Here is a 16143-nt window from a genome sequence, read left to right on the forward strand (position 1 = left end):
ACATGTTCACAAAGATTGTTGGTACAGGAAGTTATCTTCCTACACACGTTCGATCAAATGCTGATTTGGAAAAAATGGTAAATACATCAGACGAATGGATTGTTGTTCGTACTGGTATTCGTGAGCGTCGTATTGCTGCGATTGATGAGACTGTTTCTTGTATGGGAAGAAACGCGGCTGAACGAGCGCTAGCTATGGCAGGTATTGAAGCCGAAAAAGTTGGCATGATTATTGTTGCTACTACATCATCTAGCCATGCTTTTCCGAGTTCAGCCTGTCAGATTCAACGCGGACTTGGTATAAATGACTGCATTTCTTTTGATTTAGCAGCGGCCTGTTCTGGTTTTACTTATGCGCTAAGCGTAGCTGATAGTTATGTTAAAGCAGCCAATTATATTGGAAAGAATATAGTAGAGTACGCACTTGTAGTTGGTTCTGATGCACTAAGTTATACTTTGGACCCTAAAGATCGGGAAACACTGATTTTATTTGGTGATGGCGCTGGAGCAGTGGTTCTTGGGCGTTCTGTTGAACCAGGTATTATTTCCACTCATTTACATGCTAAAGGTTGTTACGGTGATCTATTAAAACTTCCTTATCATAATCGGTTTGATCCAAATTCTTCAGTTTATCTGAAGATGTCTGGTAACGAAGTTTTCAAAGTTGCGGTCACTGAATTAATTAATATCGTTGATGAGGCGCTTAACGCTAACGGTATCGAAAGAAATGAATTGAATTGGTTAGTACCTCACCAAGCCAATATTCGTATTATTACTGCTACCGCAAAGCGACTAGGAATAGATATGGAAAAAGTAGTCATTACTCTTGATCGTCACGGAAATACTTCTGCAGCTTCCATTCCGTTAGCATTAGATGAAGCAGTGCGAGATAACCGTATTCAGCCTGGACATCTAGTGCTTCTTGAAGCATTTGGTGGTGGGTTTACATGGGGATCAGTATTACTACGATTTTAATAATTTAACTCTTTAATTTCAGAAAGGAACATGATGACTAGTTTTGCTATGGTATTTCCAGGGCAAGGTTCTCAAAAAGTAGGCATGTTAACAGACCTAGCAAAAAATTATCCAATAGTTAGAACAACATTTAATGAGGCTTCTTCTATTTTACACTACGATTTATGGAAGTTAGTACAATATGGTCCATCGGAAAAACTAAATAGAACTTATGTAACTCAACCAGCTTTATTAGCTGCATCGGTTGCCATTTGGCGTATTTGGAAAGCTAAAAGAGGAAAGATGCCAACTTTTATGGGAGGACATAGTCTAGGTGAGTATTCCGCACTTGTATGTGCTGATAGTTTAAATTTTTTTGATGCAATTTCTTTAGTAGCTCTTCGAGGGAAGATAATGCAAAAAGCATTTCCAGCTGGCACTTGTGCGATGTCTGCTATTATAGGTCTTAAAAGCAATTTGATCATGACTATTTGCAAAGAAGCATCTCAAGAACAGATTGTTTCGCCGGCAAATTTTAATGCACCCGACCAAATTGTTATTGCTGGACATAAAGAAGCAGTCGAACGTGCCTGTTCAGCCTGCAAGAAAGCTGGAGCAAAACGCATAGTTCTATTGCCAATAAGTGTGCCATCCCACTGTGCTTTAATGAAACCGGCTGCTGAAGAATTGGCAAAAAAACTAAACACCATAACATTTTCTACACCTAAAATTCCTGTAATTAACAATGTTGATATACGTATAGAAAAAGATCCAAAGGATATTTGTCAAGCGTTAATTCGTCAACTTTATAATCCAATTTATTGGACAAAAGTTGTCGAATATTTATCGTTGCAAGGGGTAGAAATATTACTAGAAATCGGTCCTGGAAAAGTACTGACTAATCTAACCAAGCGAATTGTTAAGACTTTATTAAGCGTAGCAGTAAACGATTCTAATTCATTAATAAAAACGATTAAACAAGAAAATTTTGGAGATAAGATTACTAATGAATCTAAAAGGAAAAACTGCGCTGGTAACCGGTTCTAGCCGAGGTATTGGTCGCGCAACAGCAGAAATGCTTGCAGGGAAGGGAGCTACAGTTATTGGCACTGCTACCAGTGAGTTAGGTGCTTCAATTGTTAGCTCTTATCTTAATGGTAAAGGGAAAGGAATAGAATTGGACGTGTCTGACAGCGCATCTATCTGTGCTTGTTTAAAACAAATACATACAGAATTTGGAAGTATAGATATTTTGGTGAATAATACAGGTGTTAAACGTGATAATTTGTTAATACGTATGAAAGAAGATGAATGGCAGTCTGTTCTCGATATTAACTTGACATCTGTATTTCGTATTTCAAAAATAGTAATACGATCGATGATAAAAAAACATTACGGTAGAATTATTAATATTGGTTCCATTGTAGGTACTATAGGGAATATTGGTCAAGCAAATTATGCTTCGTCCAAAGCGGGTTTGGTGGGACTCAGTAGATCCTTAGCACGTGAGGTGGCTTCATACGGTATTACCGTTAACATAGTTGCACCGGGTTTTATATCGACTGATATGACTAAAGGATTAGAAAAGGAACATCGCGAAAAAATTTTATCTAAAATTCCTACAAATCGTTTTGGTTCTCCGAGAGAAGTTGCTAGCGCTGTTGCGTTCTTCGCCTCAGAGGAGGCAGCATACATAACTGGCGAAATAATACATGTTAATGGTGGAATGTGTATGTTGTAAAATCAATTTTTATTCATCTTTTTGATAAAAAAGAAGATAGAATAGAATTGTAAGTTGAAATTTAGTTAGTCGAGGTTGAGTTATGTAACTCTCGATTCTTGTTTACTATAAAACATCGCGTGAATAAATTTTGATAGGAAAATAGTATGAGCACTATCGAAGATAGCGTTAAAACAATTATTGCTGAACAATTAGGAGTGAAGAAAGAGGAAGTTGTTAATCATGCATCTTTCGTTGATGATCTCGGAGCCGATTCTCTTGATACAGTTGAATTAGTAATGGCTTTAGAAGAAGAATTTGATACTGAAATCCCAGATGAAGAAGCTGAAAAAATTACTACTGTTCAAGCGGCAATCGATTTTATTCAAGCAAGTCAGAAGTAATAAAAATTTTTGTCAATAAATATCTCTTAAGCTAAAAATCTTAAATTTCGATAGGCTAGATCAATTTATGAAAAATAATTTGTCTTTCGAAATAAAGCGAACAACAGGAAAGAACATTTAAATTTGCTCAGTATCTTGCTGAATCAGCGGTTAGGTGGTTTTTTCTTATTGTTATGTTATCAACAATCTCAGTTAACTTTAACTATATATTTAAATTTTCATGATCAGCTCTTTTTAATAAGCATACTTAATAAACGTAATTAACGACTATAAGGAAATAGAATCCAAATTACAGAATAAATTTTTTAATCCAGAGAAAATTTATTTTTATTAAAAGAACTTACATTCTATAATAGAAAAAATTGAAAAAACAACTTAATAATGAAAGATGAAACATGTTGGATTAACGGTATTCAAAGCAAAAAATTATCTCTCACTGATCGCACAATCCATTTTGGAGACGGGTTTTTCACTACAACTCGAGTTATAAATGGTAAAATTCACCTTTTATCATGGCATCTTGAACGACTGCTGCTAGCAGCAAATCGACTATTGTTTGCACCGTTTGATGTAATTGCTCTACGAGAAGAAATGTTAATAGCAGCAAAAACAAGCAACAAAAATAATGGTGTTGTTAAAGTATTAATTAGTCGGGGTGAAGGAAATCGAGGTTATAGCTTCAAAAATTGTAATAGTCCGACACGAATCGTCTTTTACTCACCTTATCCAAGAGGTTACCTAAAATGGCGCCAAAACGGAATACGACTATGTAAAAGTCCAATTCGTTTAACACGTAATCCTTTACTAGCTGGCATCAAGCATAACAACAGACTCGAACAAATAATGATCCGAGCTCATATGGAACCCACTGGGGCGGATGAAGCGCTGGTGTTGGATTCTGAAGGGAAAGTAGTAGAGTGCATAAGCGCCAACCTTTTTTGGCGAAAAGGATTAGAAGTTTTTACTCCAAAAATATATTATGCTGGCGTTTCTGGTGTAATGCGCCGTCACGTCATATCAGTATTACCGACACTTGGATATTCTTTATCAGAAGTTTTAGTCGGTCCTAACGCTCTGGAAGTTGCAGAAGAAGTGTTTATTACTAATTCGTTGTTGCCATTAGCTTCAGTAAAAGAGATAGATGGTCGGCATTATAATGACAAGACTCTTTACCTTCAACTTTCTTTGTTGTGTTAATTAATACTTAAAAGCTTAAAGATAACGTTTTAAAAAAATTTTTTATTTACTAGTTAAGATTGACACAATGACAATAAAGATGACCATGATTATCATGCTAATAGTATTACTTATACTAACAACTATCAGTTATTTACTGCAAATTGAGCAATTCTCTGCTAAACCATTACTCCTTCAAAAGGAAAAAATTTTTACTTTGTCGTCTGGCGCTAATCAATATAGTTTAAAGATTTTCCTTAAAAAGGAGCATTTAGTTTCATCGCATATCGATCAACTTTCTCAATTGGTCACTTTGGAGCCAAAACTAGCATTAATAAAAGCTGGCACATATAGATTAACACCTGGAATGACAATTCGTGATTTACTTTTACTTTTAGTTAGTGGCAAAGAAGCGCAATTCCCTATTCGCCTTGCTGAAGGGTCAACTCTTAAAGAATGTTTAAATTCGCTTGCACAAGCACCATATTTGAAGCATTCCCAACAAGAATGTATAAAACTAAAAAACCTTCTAGAAGGAAATTTTTATCCGGATACTTACCTGTATACTTCTTCTACTTTTGATAGTGAAATTCTTGATCGTGCACAACTTCGAATGGAAACTTTTCTAAAGAAAATTTGGCATGAACGAGATAAACACTTGCCATACACATCTCCAAATTCATTATTAATTATGGCTTCCCTTATTGAAAAGGAAACAAGTATAAAAAAAGAAAAAGCACGAATAGCATCTGTATTTATTAATCGATTGCGTATTGGAATGAAATTACAATCAGACCCGTCAGTAATTTACGGTATTAACAAAGATTATCATCGTGGAATCACTCGAAAAGACCTAGCTGTACCAACGCCATATAATACTTATTTTATTAATGGACTTCCGCCAACGCCAATTGCGATACCAAGCCAATCTTCCATCGAAGCTGCTGCACATCCAGAAAAAAGCAACTATTTTTATTTTGTTTCCGATAGGAACGGAGGTCATATTTTTTCTACTAATCTAATAAATCATAATCAAGCGGTACAGAAGTATCGTAAACAAAGGAAAATATGAATGGTAAATTTATAGTAATTGAAGGTCAAAAAGGCGCCGGAAAAACCAGTGCAGTTACTCAGGTTATTAAAACTCTAAAGAAATATGGAATCAAAGATGTAATCGCTACTCGTGAACCTGGAGGTACTCCGTTAGCAGAAGCTTTACGTAAACTCATCAAACATGGAGTAAATGATGAATCTATCACTGACCATGCAGAGTTATTAATGCTTTATGCTGCAAGAGCACAACTACTAGAAAAGGTAATCAAACCGGCATTAATTCGAGGTACTTGGGTAATAGGAGATCGTCATGATCTTTCTTCTCAAGCCTATCAGGGTGGAGGACGCGGCATAAGTACACATTTATTGCAAACATTACGCAATTCCATTTTAGGAAATTTTTCTCCAGATCTAACTTTTTATTTAGATGTTTTACCTAAAATTGGTATAATGCGATCTAGAGAAAGATTTGATAAAGGTAACGATCGTATTGGAACAGAATCAACTGATTTTTTTGATCGAACCTATAAACAATATCAAACGCTTGCAGCAAAAGAAGACCGAATCATTACTATTGACGCTAATCAATCGCTTGTTAGCGTAAAGGTTGCTATTCATGATCAACTAAAAAAATGGCTTAACACTCAACAAGTCTTATCATTACAATGAAATGGTATCCATGGTTAAATTTTTCTTATCAAAAAATTATAGCACAATACCAGCGACAATCTGGCGGTCATCATGCTCTTTTGCTACATAGTCAACCTGGAAATGGAGAAGAGTCATTATCTTATGCTTTAAGACGTTGGCTAATGTGTCAAAAAAAAAACGATACTAAAAGTTGTGGAGTGTGCCGTGGATGTAAATTAATGATAGCTAATAATCACCCTGATTGTTACCCTCTATGTCAAGAAGAGCGCTATCCAAAAGGAACTATTGGAATTGATGATGTTCGTACTGTTATCAATAATATTCATAAACGCGCTCATCAAGATGGAGTAAAGATAGTATGGTGTCCTTATACTGAGCTACTAACTGAACAGGCAAGTAATTCAATACTAAAAATTTTAGAAGAACCACCTGAAGATACTTATTTTCTACTAGCTTGCCAGACTCCTTCAAGGTTGTTACCAACAATTAGAAGTCGCTGTCTTTATTGGAAGATATCAACCCCCAATGAAATATTAGGAATATTTTGGCTAAAGCACGTAGGCTACAATGATTCCTTATCTATTTGTGCCGCATTACGTCTATGTAATTATGCACCACTAGCAGCGCAGGCTCTGCTCTCACCAGAAAATTGGGAGGCCCGCTTATCTCTTTTTACTACGCTTCAAGAAGCTTATTATAAGAAAGATTTTCTGATACTTCTTCCAATACTGCTAAATCAAAAAAAAAGTGATGAACCATTACGTTGGTTACTCAGTCTACTAAGTGATTTAATTAAAAACAAACAAGAAAGCACCGAAACTTTTTTAATCAATATTGATAAGAAAGAACTAGTGAATCTGTTATCTACATATTGGTCTGATAGGATTTTGAAAAAACAGTGGGAACAATGGCTACAGTGCTTCATTCAGTGGAGAGAAATAAGTAATGTCAATTATGAATTACTACTAACATATTATTTACTTAACTGGGAAAAAGATACAATAAATCAGGATCTTGCTAGATATTAAGATTTATGATAAAGTTTTACTTTTTTTAAAAGTGTATAGATATGTTTTTAGTTGATTCTCATTGTCATCTTGATAGCTTAAATTATCAGATGTTACATCGAGATGTGACGGATGTTATCGACAAGGCTAAGTTGCAAGATGTAAAAATAATATTAACAGTGTGTACTACTATTTCTAATTTTCATTTTATGAGAGAAATGATAGGCACTCGTAAAGGTGTGCTGTTTTCTTGTGGCACTCACCCATTAAATCTTGATGAATCTTATAGTTTTTTCGATCTTTACAATTTTGCAATGATGGAAGATGTAATAGCAATCGGTGAAACCGGTTTAGATTATTTTCGTAGACAAGATAATAAAGAAAAACAAAGAATGGCATTTCGTGAACATATTCGTGTAGGCCGTATGTTAAATAAACCGCTGATTGTACACATGCGAAATGCACATAAGGACATATTAATTATCCTTAGTGAGGAGCGGGCGTATGAGTGTGGAGGTGTGCTGCATAGCTTTGCTGAAGATCGAGAAACCGCTAGAAAATTACTTGACGAAGGTTTTAGTATTTCGTTCTCTGGAATGGTGACTTTTCGAAATGCGAAAGAACTACATGAAGTAGTGCGTTACATTCCATTTGATCGTCTTCTTATAGAAACAGATTCTCCGTATCTTACTCCTGCTCCTTATCGTGGAAAGGAAAATCAACCAGCTTATGTACGTAATATTGCAGAATGTATAGCAACAATAAAAGGATGTTCCCTCGCTTGGTTAGCTAATTCTACTACCAATAATTTTGGACGATTATTTCATGTAAATATTAATTCTTATTTAAAAACTGACTAACAATAAATGTTTCATTTAAATTAAACTTAAAGAAATGTTACTCTTTCAATAATACTCAAATGCTGATTTGGAGATAAAATAGAAAAACTTTCTTTGCAATTAAAAGCTATTGTATATATTAACTATTATGAAAAATAGTATTTAATCTATGAGTATTCCTTTATATTAGAAGGAATATTTCGTTCAAAATGAATTTGCTCTCTTATATACAAGTTAAATCTTAATTTAAAAAATTGTTTTAACGCTACACATAGCAATTGACATAGTTAAGCGTCTTATTCAAAGAATTTTTATTATTATACTTATTAATAATCTTGAATTAATTTTTAATCAAAAAAATAAAAGTATAAAAAGCATTAACCACTATGGATAATAAAGGAAACGTTTTCAGCAGAATTATTCGCCGAGAAATTTTGGCTGATATTCTTTACCAAGATGATTTAGTAACTGCTTTTCGTGATGCTAATCCTAGAACTCCAGTTCATATTCTAATTGTCACAAATATGATTATTCCTACCGTTAATAACGTTACCAGTGAAAATGAAATAATTCTGGGTAGACTATTTACAGTTGCGGCAAAGATGGCAAAAAAAGAAAAAATTGATACACTTGGTTATCGATTGATAGTTAATTGCAATCAACATGGAGGACAAGAGATTTATCATTTACATATGCACATGTTAGGAGGGAGACCACTTGGCCCAATGCTAGTTTTTTAACTGATTTCAAAAATAGAACCAAAATAATACTACTAAAATTATTTTCCAATAGAGTTTTTCTTTAATTAAAATAAATATAATAGTTTTGCTGAAATTGATCTTCTTATCATCTTTTCTTTATCAAAGATTTACAATTCATTAAGGGTAATTATTCCTAATTTCAAATATTATTCTTGTTTATTTACCCATAAAAATTGAAAATTAAAAATACATAAGTGTATGATATTGTTTTTTTTTGTTATCAGTATACCTTGTGCTAGAATTTCAGTTAGAATCCCTCTCGGAGATTTTTTTATTTTTCATATATTAGCTTTTGAAAAATAAAAGAATGATAAACGAATGTATCTAATTTAAACTAGGAATATATTCGTTTATTATTTGTTTGTCATTTATTACAAATGGGCAAGAAAACGTCTATTATTTTTATAATAACAGTTCTAATCAGTTTTGCTTTCAAGATACTTGCAAAAATATCAACTAAATCCTTTTCTTCTCCATATTTTATTTTGATACAAGAAAAACCATCTATTACAAATAAATTAATGAACATACCAAAGAAAACTAAAACAATAGATTGGACAACTAAGCTATCACCTCTAGTACATCAGCTTTTATCTGTAAGAGGAATTAATAAGGGAAGTATGTTAGTTATAAATACGATGAAAAATGCCACTAATGGCAGCGTGCAAACCCGTAAAGCTACGTCTACGCTTGTTCATTTAATTAAAGCAGTAGATACCGATAATAAATTTCATATTGTAAAAATTGATCAGTTGAATGCAGCACGTCGTATGTTAGGCCTTTCAGTAGACGACAGTTTAGAGTCACGTGGTAAAGCAATAGAATTAGCCCGCTATCTTAGTGCACAATATCTACTTTATAGTGTTATTTTTGGCGATATAAAAAATCCAAAGCTTAATCTTCAGTTAATGTTGGTACAATCTGGTGAAATTGTTTGGTACTGCAACAATGTTCTTCTAGACCAATAAATACTTTTCAGTTGAAATTACTATTTATGTTCTTAAAAAGAACACGGATACTAAAATGCGAACCGGTGCAAGGATTAACTAATGATAGTTGGAGATTGCGAGGAATCAAGAACGATCTTTTAATACGCAGCACTAATAAACATAAAATCCAGCTTGGCATTAATCGTCATCGAGAATTTCGTCTACTACGTAGTTTAAACGATACAAATTTAGCGCCGCGTCCAAGAGCAAATAATGCTGGATTACTTTTATTAGATTGGATTTATGGAGAATCTATAAAAGAATTAGATTGGCAAAGCATAACAATAGTTAGCAAATTAGCAACCGCTTTAGCTTCACTTCATCAACGTCGCTGCTGTGGTTATCCAATAAATCTACTAGAACGCTACATTCACTACTGGCAAAACAGTGATCCATCAAGGCGTTCACCAGCCTGGTTAAAACTCCAACACCACTTTTTAAATCAAAATCAACCAAAAGTTTTACGACGGGCTTTTTTACATATGGATGTGCATCGAAAAAATGTTTTGAAAAAAAAAAGCGGCTCGTTAGTACTTATTGACTGGGAATATGCTGGTGATGGAGATATAGCATTAGAATTATCAATGTTTTTTTGTAATAATAATTTTTCAACAGAAGCTCGTGAATGTTTTTTGCGCGGCTATACAAAAAAATTACACGGTATTGAATTTAATAAACTTTCTCAACAAATCAAAAAATGGACTCCTTGGGTCAAGTATTTGATTTTATTATGGTATGAAGTACGTTGGCAACAAACTAAAAATCCAAATTTTATTGTTATGGCAGAACCACTGCGTTACTATTTTAATTTAGCAAAATAAAGAATCTCTATTAAAATTTTATACATAATCTTTCTATGAAAAATTTATAACAACAAATGATGTATGTTAGTTATTTTTTTCTATATTAGAATAGTATGATCTTACTGAATTTAATAACAAAATGAGTAGATAGTAATCATTTTTTAAAAAATTCCTTAAATTTTTTCATGTGTCTATATGGAATAACGTAGATAATAGTAAAGAAAAATTATTAATAACATGGTAGGATTGATGATCGATAAGATCAATCATTAGTCTCATAATTTAGTTCTACTATTTACGGTTCTTAGAACTTGTATTTTGTACACAATATTAAAAAAACAATGTATCAACCTGTTGTACTATACATTAGTATACGTTATGTATATAGATATGCAGTTTATTGTTTTGAAGACTTTGTATCTTCCTGGCTTTCTATTATTGGTATTTCATTAGGAGTTACATCATTAATAGTTGTATTGTCAGTAATGAACGGCTTTGAGCATGAGCTTGAGAAGAATATCCTCGGCTTAATTCCTCAAGCGCTGCTGACTAATTCTGAAGAACGTCTCAATCCTGAAAACACTCCACCTCCGACATTAAATGCACTTCCTGGAGTTTCTCTTATCACAACGCTAACTACTAGTGATGTAGTATTGCAGAGTAATCAAAATATAGCAATGGGTGTAATGCTTGGGATTAACCCAACTGATCCAGAACCTTTATCGCACTATCTTATGGATAATGCTAATCAAAAGGACCTTATTGCTGGTCAATATCGAATAATTTTAGGCTATAAGTTAGCTAACGCTCTTGATGTAAAACGTGGCGATATAGTACGGCTAATAATGCCAAATATTAGCCAATTTACGCCAGTAGGTCAATTGCTCAATCAGAGACTTTTCACTGTAATTGGTTTTTTTTCCACTAAAAGTAATGTTGATAGTTATCAACTACTAGTTAATCAACGGGATGCATCACGTCTAATGCTTTATCCAGATGGATATATTACTGGATGGCGCTTATGGTTAAAACAACCAATAGAAATAGAAAAGTTATTACGAAATAAATCTCTACCAGATGGTTTCGTATTACACGATTGGAGAGAACGTAACGGTGAATTATTCCAAGCTGTGCACATGGAAAAAAAAGTCATGAGTTTGTTATTCAGTCTTATTATTATAGTTTCAGTATTTAATGTTATTTCTTCACTCGGATTGCTAATCATGGAGAAACAAGCTGAAGTAGCGATTCTTCGAACTCAAGGATTGAGTAGCCGTCAAGTAATGCTAATATTTATGATTCAAGGAGCAATTGGAGGTATCGTTGGCGCGTCTTTTGGAGCTAGCGTTGGAGTTTTATTAGCGAAATATTTGAACAAACTGGCATTTTTAGTACCTAAGTTATTATTTAATAATATAGTTTTACCTGTTAGTATCGATTCTTTACAAGTGATAAATATCATTCAGTTGACTATGATTTTAACATTATTGTCGACAATTTACCCTTCTTGGTGCGCTGCTATTGCTTCACCTGCCAAAGTGTTACGATATGAATAAAGTTCCTTTACTGCGTTGTTCTAATTTAAGTAAACAATATCAAGAAGGTAAAACTTATACGGATATATTACACGACATTAATTTTTCATTACATTATGGTGAGATGGTGGCAATTGTTGGTAATTCCGGTTCTGGTAAAAGCACGTTACTTCATTTACTAGGTGGATTAGATCAACCAACCAGTGGACAAATAATGTTTGAAGGAAAATTAATGAGTGCTTTAACATCTAAAGAACAAGATTTAATGCGCAATCGTCGCCTTGGTTTTATTTATCAATTCCATCATTTATTACCAGACTTTTCCGCGTTAGAAAATATAGCAATGCCTTTACTAATTAGTGGGGTTCATCCAGCAAGAGCGCGAGAAAAAGCGAGAAATATGTTAGAAACAGTTTATCTTGAACAATATAGTCAGCATCGACCATCGGAACTTTCTGGAGGTGAACGACAACGCGTAGCGATTGCGCGTGCATTAGTAAATCATCCAGTACTAGTTTTGGCTGATGAACCAACTGGAAATTTGGACCAAAAAAATTCAGATAATATTTTTCAATTATTGCACGAAATTAATGTACGTGAAGGCACTGCTTTTTTGATTGTAACTCATGATCTGCAGTTTGCAAATCAACTAGATCGAAAATTAGAAATATGCGCTGGTAAATTACAATCTAAGGTTACATTTTCTACAGTTACAAAATGAAAACACCATTATCTTTATATATTGCATTTCGATTCAATCGGAGTAATTGCGGAAAGTTGATATCATCAATTTCAATGATTTCCATAATTAGCATTGCTCTTAGCATAACGGTCTTGATCATTGGCCTCAGTGCTTTAAACGGTTTTGAGCGTGAGCTAAATAATCGTGTATTAGCAGTCATTCCACACGGAGAAATCGAACCGGTAAATTCGGAATTTTTTGATTTATTGACGGTGTTAAAACGTATTAAACAAGTGCCAGGTATTCGCTCTGCTGCACCTTATCTGAACTTTAATGGCATTATTGAAAGTAATAATAAATTGCAAGCAGTACAGGTTAAAGGGATTGATCCAAAAATAGAAATGCAATTAAATATTTTACCAAACTATGTTCAAGATAATTATTCATGGTCTCTTTTTAAGGCTGGTCAGCGACAGATTATTATTGGTAAGGGAGTTGCTAATTCACTTAAAATTGAACCAGGTAAATGGATAACAATGACAATTGCGAGTAAAAACCTACAAGGAATAAAACTTTCAAAACCAAAACAAATCCACTTACAAGTAGTTGGTATTTTGAATTTGAATGGACAATTGGATCACCATCTTGTATTAATGCCTTTATCAGATGCTCAACAATATTTACAAGAAAATAAAAACGTATGTGGAATAGCTATCAAAGTTAACAATGTCTTTAACGCCAACAAGTTAGTAGATCAAGCAGGAAGGGTAACTAATACTTATGTTAAGATTCGAAGTTGGATTGGCACATATGGTTATATATATAATGATATTCAGATGATTCGTAAAATTATGTATCTATCTATGATGCTGATAGTTGGAATTTCTTGTTTCGGGATTATTTCTGTTTTGGCAATGGTTGTGAAAGAAAAAAATATGGATATCGCAATATTGCGAACGTTAGGAGCCAGAAATAAACTGATCCACTTTATCTTTGTTTGGTATGGATTCTTGTTAGGGTTAGCAGGTAGTTTAATTGGAATTGTAATGACTTTAATGACTATCATAAATTTACCTCTGATAGTAAGGGAATTAGAAAAATTCTATGGTCATAAACTATTATCTAGCGGTATCTATTTTATCAACTTTCTACCTATTGAATTATCTTGGAAAGATATAGTTAATACAGTAATAATAGTATTATTAATTAGCGTACTAACAAGTTGGTATCCAGCTCAGCGCGCGAGTCATATCAATCCAATTAAAATATTAACTGGTCGATAATTAATTTTTTTTGTGTTTCGTGAGGAATATTCCAATATGGAAATGCTGAATTGTCATGATTTAGTTAGATTTCAAAAGAAAAAAAGATTTAAACAACAGCGACAACGTGCAAATATTTTTCGTTTAAATGGATCTCAGTGTGTTCTAAAAATTCCATTTTAGTGATTTCTTCAATCTCCAAGAAGGAAGGATTAATGCTAAGCAATCACCGCTATGTAAAATCTTCCACTTAGATAGATGGTAAAAACTTTACAAAAGGTGAAAAGATTTCAGTAATAAAAAGAAACATTAAGAAAAACAGTAAGAACGAAGTTATCTATGGAAGATAACTATTTTATTTTTCAGTAAATACTCTCTAGAGAGCTATTTTTTTCTTTTGATTAATATGGAGAAAATAGTATTATTTTAATAAATTTAAAAACGGATAAATGAAAAATTAAAATTAATAGCAAAACTACTTGATAAGTATCATCATAGGTAGGAAAATTTTTACATTTAACAAATAAAGATTGTCTTTTTATTTAAAAAATTACCAAACGAAAAAATAGTTTTAAATTATTTTTTCTAATTCGTTGACCATTTCCACCGCTCTTCCAATATAATTTCTCGGTGTTAGCATTTTTAGTCGTTTTTTTTCTTCTTCTGATAAAGAAAGATCATCGATAAAGGCTCTTACAATCGCAGCGTTAACGTTTTTCCCACGAGTCAGCTTTTTTAATCTTTCATAAGGATAATTCATTCCGTACCGTCTCATTACTGTTTGGATAGGTTCAGCTAATATTTGCCAATTATTATCTAATTCTGCTAGTAATACTGACTTATTTGCTTTTAGTTTACTTATTCCTTTTAAGGTAGACTGATATGCAATCATTGATTGTCCAATTCCGACACCTAAATTACGCAAAACGGTTGAGTCAGTTAGATCTCTTTGCCAGCGAGAAATAGGTAGTTTTTCTACTAAGTGATTTATGATAGCGTTTGCTAAACCAAGATTACCCTCTGAATTTTCGAAATCAATAGGATTTATCTTATGTGGCATAATTGAAGAACTAATTTCAGTAGCAACGATTTTTTGTTTGAAGTAATTAAGTGTTATATATCCCCACATATCTCGATTAAAATCAATAATAACTGAATTGAATCGTGCAATGCAGCTTAACATTTCAGCAATATAGTCGTGTGGTTCTATCTGAGTAGTATAGGGATTCCATCTAATACCAAGTTCAGTAACAAATTCCTCACTAAGACGATGCCAATCTATCTCAGGATATGCTACAATGTGAGCATTATAATTTCCAACTGTTCCATTAATTTTTCCAAGTATTTCAACTTGTTCTAATTGAAGATAAATTCGGTTCATGCGATAAACAAAATTAGCAATTTCCTTTCCTAAAGTTGACGGTGTTGCTGGCTGACCATGAGTACGTGAAAGAAGCGGAAGATCGCGATAACATTTAGCAAATGAATAAGTTTTGGAAATAATCTCCTTCCAGATAGGCAGTAAAATAAATTGACGAAGATGAATTAACATCAATGCATAAGAAAGGTTATTGATATCTTCAGAGGTGCAAGCGAAATGAACGAATTCACTTATCTTCTGTAATGTAGGTTCCTTTATTATTTTTTCTTTTAGAAAATATTCTACTGCTTTCATATCGTGATTGACAATTTTTTCGATAGCCTTTATCCGATTAGCATCTTTCAATCCGAAGTTTGCGAAAATAGCATCAAGAAAATTTTTTATCTCCTTATTAAAGGAAGGAATTTCCTTAATGGCACTTTGTGATGCTAGTTTTTGTAGCCAACGTACTTCTACATAGACACGAAATTTAAAAAAACCAAATTCACTAAAAATAGCACGTAGCGAACTAATTTGATCGCCATAACGTCCATCTATTGGAGAAAGAGCAGTCAAAGAAGATAGTTCCATACTGTTTTTCCCTATGATATTAAATCTATGATTAAATTTATTTAAATAACAAATGAAGATTATTCAAAATAAATTTTGAACAAAAACATTCATTACATTAGCTTTTTTATAAAAAGTAGCAATTTGGCTAACTGTTATGCTAAAAATCTCCTCCTATGAGGAGGAGTGGATAGATCTTAAATTAAAGAGTTTCGCATCATCTTTTATCTTTAACTACTAAAATTAAAAACCTTATGATCATTTAATAATTCTGTTTGTTCATATTAAGTTTATTTTTTTGACTCTTTTTTATAAAAATCGAGCATATTTGGTTATTGAACAACCTAATATTTTCATCGTCTAAACCCAACTAGATAG

The 16143-nt window shown here is 32.9% G+C and carries 15 protein-coding genes and 1 pseudogene; 15 read left to right on the top strand and 1 reads right to left on the bottom strand.

What is annotated here, in order from left to right; all coding sequences use genetic code 11:
• The first annotated feature begins 2 nt into the window (after positions 1-2).
• The 15 genes and pseudogenes from JK145_RS01925 to lolE all read left to right on the top strand — a co-directional run bounded on the left by JK145_RS01925 (position 3) and on the right by lolE (position 13856).
• Positions 3-974, top strand: coding sequence for a beta-ketoacyl-ACP synthase III (locus JK145_RS01925; RefSeq protein WP_220665158.1), 972 nt, complete (start codon positions 3-5; stop codon positions 972-974).
• Between the two features lie 33 nt (positions 975-1007).
• Positions 1008-1934: pseudogene (gene fabD, locus JK145_RS01930) on the top strand (ACP S-malonyltransferase); the annotation flags it as partial.
• A gap of 25 nt (positions 1935-1959) precedes the next feature.
• Complete coding sequence (gene fabG, locus JK145_RS01935) at positions 1960-2694, top strand: 3-oxoacyl-ACP reductase FabG (protein ID WP_220665159.1); 735 nt, start codon at positions 1960-1962, stop codon at positions 2692-2694.
• A gap of 146 nt (positions 2695-2840) precedes the next feature.
• Positions 2841-3077: an acyl carrier protein gene (gene acpP, locus JK145_RS01940; protein ID WP_220665160.1), complete on the top strand. Its 237-nt coding sequence runs from the start codon at positions 2841-2843 to the stop codon at positions 3075-3077.
• A gap of 381 nt (positions 3078-3458) precedes the next feature.
• Positions 3459-4274, top strand: a complete 816-nt coding sequence (pabC, locus tag JK145_RS01945; RefSeq protein ID WP_220665161.1) for an aminodeoxychorismate lyase — start codon at positions 3459-3461, stop codon at positions 4272-4274.
• Between the two features lie 67 nt (positions 4275-4341).
• Positions 4342-5325, top strand: coding sequence for an endolytic transglycosylase MltG (gene mltG, locus JK145_RS01950; protein ID WP_220665162.1), 984 nt, complete (start codon positions 4342-4344; stop codon positions 5323-5325).
• The gene (gene tmk, locus JK145_RS01955) at positions 5322-5975 is read left to right on the top strand and encodes a dTMP kinase (RefSeq protein WP_220665163.1); all 654 of its coding nucleotides are present in this window, start codon (positions 5322-5324) and stop codon (positions 5973-5975) included. The genes mltG and tmk overlap by 4 nt, the downstream gene beginning before the upstream one ends.
• Complete coding sequence (locus tag JK145_RS01960) at positions 5972-6985, top strand: DNA polymerase III subunit delta' C-terminal domain-containing protein (RefSeq protein WP_220665164.1); 1014 nt, start codon at positions 5972-5974, stop codon at positions 6983-6985. The genes tmk and JK145_RS01960 overlap by 4 nt, the downstream gene beginning before the upstream one ends.
• A gap of 41 nt (positions 6986-7026) precedes the next feature.
• Positions 7027-7824, top strand: a complete 798-nt coding sequence (locus tag JK145_RS01965) for a YchF/TatD family DNA exonuclease (protein ID WP_220665165.1) — start codon at positions 7027-7029, stop codon at positions 7822-7824.
• A gap of 365 nt (positions 7825-8189) precedes the next feature.
• Entirely contained in the window at positions 8190-8543 is a 354-nt protein-coding gene (locus JK145_RS01970) for an HIT domain-containing protein (RefSeq protein WP_220665166.1), read from the top strand.
• A gap of 542 nt (positions 8544-9085) precedes the next feature.
• The gene (locus JK145_RS01975) at positions 9086-9532 is read left to right on the top strand and encodes a penicillin-binding protein activator LpoB (RefSeq protein ID WP_255555794.1); all 447 of its coding nucleotides are present in this window, start codon (positions 9086-9088) and stop codon (positions 9530-9532) included.
• 26 nt (positions 9533-9558) lie between these two features.
• On the top strand, positions 9559-10374 hold the full coding sequence (locus tag JK145_RS01980) for a phosphotransferase (RefSeq protein ID WP_220665168.1): 816 nt from the start codon (positions 9559-9561) through the stop codon (positions 10372-10374).
• Between the two features lie 323 nt (positions 10375-10697).
• Positions 10698-11912 (top strand): lipoprotein-releasing ABC transporter permease subunit LolC, encoded by a 1215-nt coding sequence (lolC, locus tag JK145_RS01985; RefSeq protein WP_220665169.1) that lies wholly within the window; start codon positions 10698-10700, stop codon positions 11910-11912.
• Positions 11905-12612, top strand: a complete 708-nt coding sequence (gene lolD / locus JK145_RS01990; protein WP_220665170.1) for a lipoprotein-releasing ABC transporter ATP-binding protein LolD — start codon at positions 11905-11907, stop codon at positions 12610-12612. The genes lolC and lolD overlap by 8 nt, the downstream gene beginning before the upstream one ends.
• Entirely contained in the window at positions 12609-13856 is a 1248-nt protein-coding gene (lolE, locus tag JK145_RS01995; protein ID WP_220665171.1) for a lipoprotein-releasing ABC transporter permease subunit LolE, read from the top strand. The genes lolD and lolE overlap by 4 nt, the downstream gene beginning before the upstream one ends.
• Positions 13857-14406: 550 nt before the next feature.
• Here lolE and purB read toward each other — a convergent pair.
• Positions 14407-15786, bottom strand: coding sequence for an adenylosuccinate lyase (gene purB, locus JK145_RS02000; RefSeq protein WP_220665172.1), 1380 nt, complete (start codon positions 15784-15786; stop codon positions 14407-14409).
• Positions 15787-16143 lie beyond the last annotated feature (357 nt).

This window comes from Sodalis sp. CWE (assembly GCF_019646055.1).
Lineage (GTDB): Bacteria > Pseudomonadota > Gammaproteobacteria > Enterobacterales > Enterobacteriaceae > CWE.

Coding starts and splice junctions, on each gene's coding strand:
- JK145_RS01925 (WP_220665158.1), top strand. CDS start 3: ATGTTCACAAAGATTGTTGGTACAGGAAGTTATCTTCCTACACACGTT.
- fabG (WP_220665159.1), top strand. CDS start 1,960: ATGAATCTAAAAGGAAAAACTGCGCTGGTAACCGGTTCTAGCCGAGGT.
- acpP (WP_220665160.1), top strand. CDS start 2,841: ATGAGCACTATCGAAGATAGCGTTAAAACAATTATTGCTGAACAATTA.
- pabC (WP_220665161.1), top strand. CDS start 3,459: ATGAAAGATGAAACATGTTGGATTAACGGTATTCAAAGCAAAAAATTA.
- mltG (WP_220665162.1), top strand. CDS start 4,342: ATGACAATAAAGATGACCATGATTATCATGCTAATAGTATTACTTATA.
- tmk (WP_220665163.1), top strand. CDS start 5,322: ATGAATGGTAAATTTATAGTAATTGAAGGTCAAAAAGGCGCCGGAAAA.
- JK145_RS01960 (WP_220665164.1), top strand. CDS start 5,972: ATGAAATGGTATCCATGGTTAAATTTTTCTTATCAAAAAATTATAGCA.
- JK145_RS01965 (WP_220665165.1), top strand. CDS start 7,027: ATGTTTTTAGTTGATTCTCATTGTCATCTTGATAGCTTAAATTATCAG.
- JK145_RS01970 (WP_220665166.1), top strand. CDS start 8,190: ATGGATAATAAAGGAAACGTTTTCAGCAGAATTATTCGCCGAGAAATT.
- JK145_RS01975 (WP_255555794.1), top strand. CDS start 9,086: ATGAACATACCAAAGAAAACTAAAACAATAGATTGGACAACTAAGCTA.
- JK145_RS01980 (WP_220665168.1), top strand. CDS start 9,559: ATGTTCTTAAAAAGAACACGGATACTAAAATGCGAACCGGTGCAAGGA.
- lolC (WP_220665169.1), top strand. CDS start 10,698: ATGTATCAACCTGTTGTACTATACATTAGTATACGTTATGTATATAGA.
- lolD (WP_220665170.1), top strand. CDS start 11,905: ATGAATAAAGTTCCTTTACTGCGTTGTTCTAATTTAAGTAAACAATAT.
- lolE (WP_220665171.1), top strand. CDS start 12,609: ATGAAAACACCATTATCTTTATATATTGCATTTCGATTCAATCGGAGT.
- purB (WP_220665172.1), bottom strand. CDS start 15,786: ATGGAACTATCTTCTTTGACTGCTCTTTCTCCAATAGATGGACGTTAT.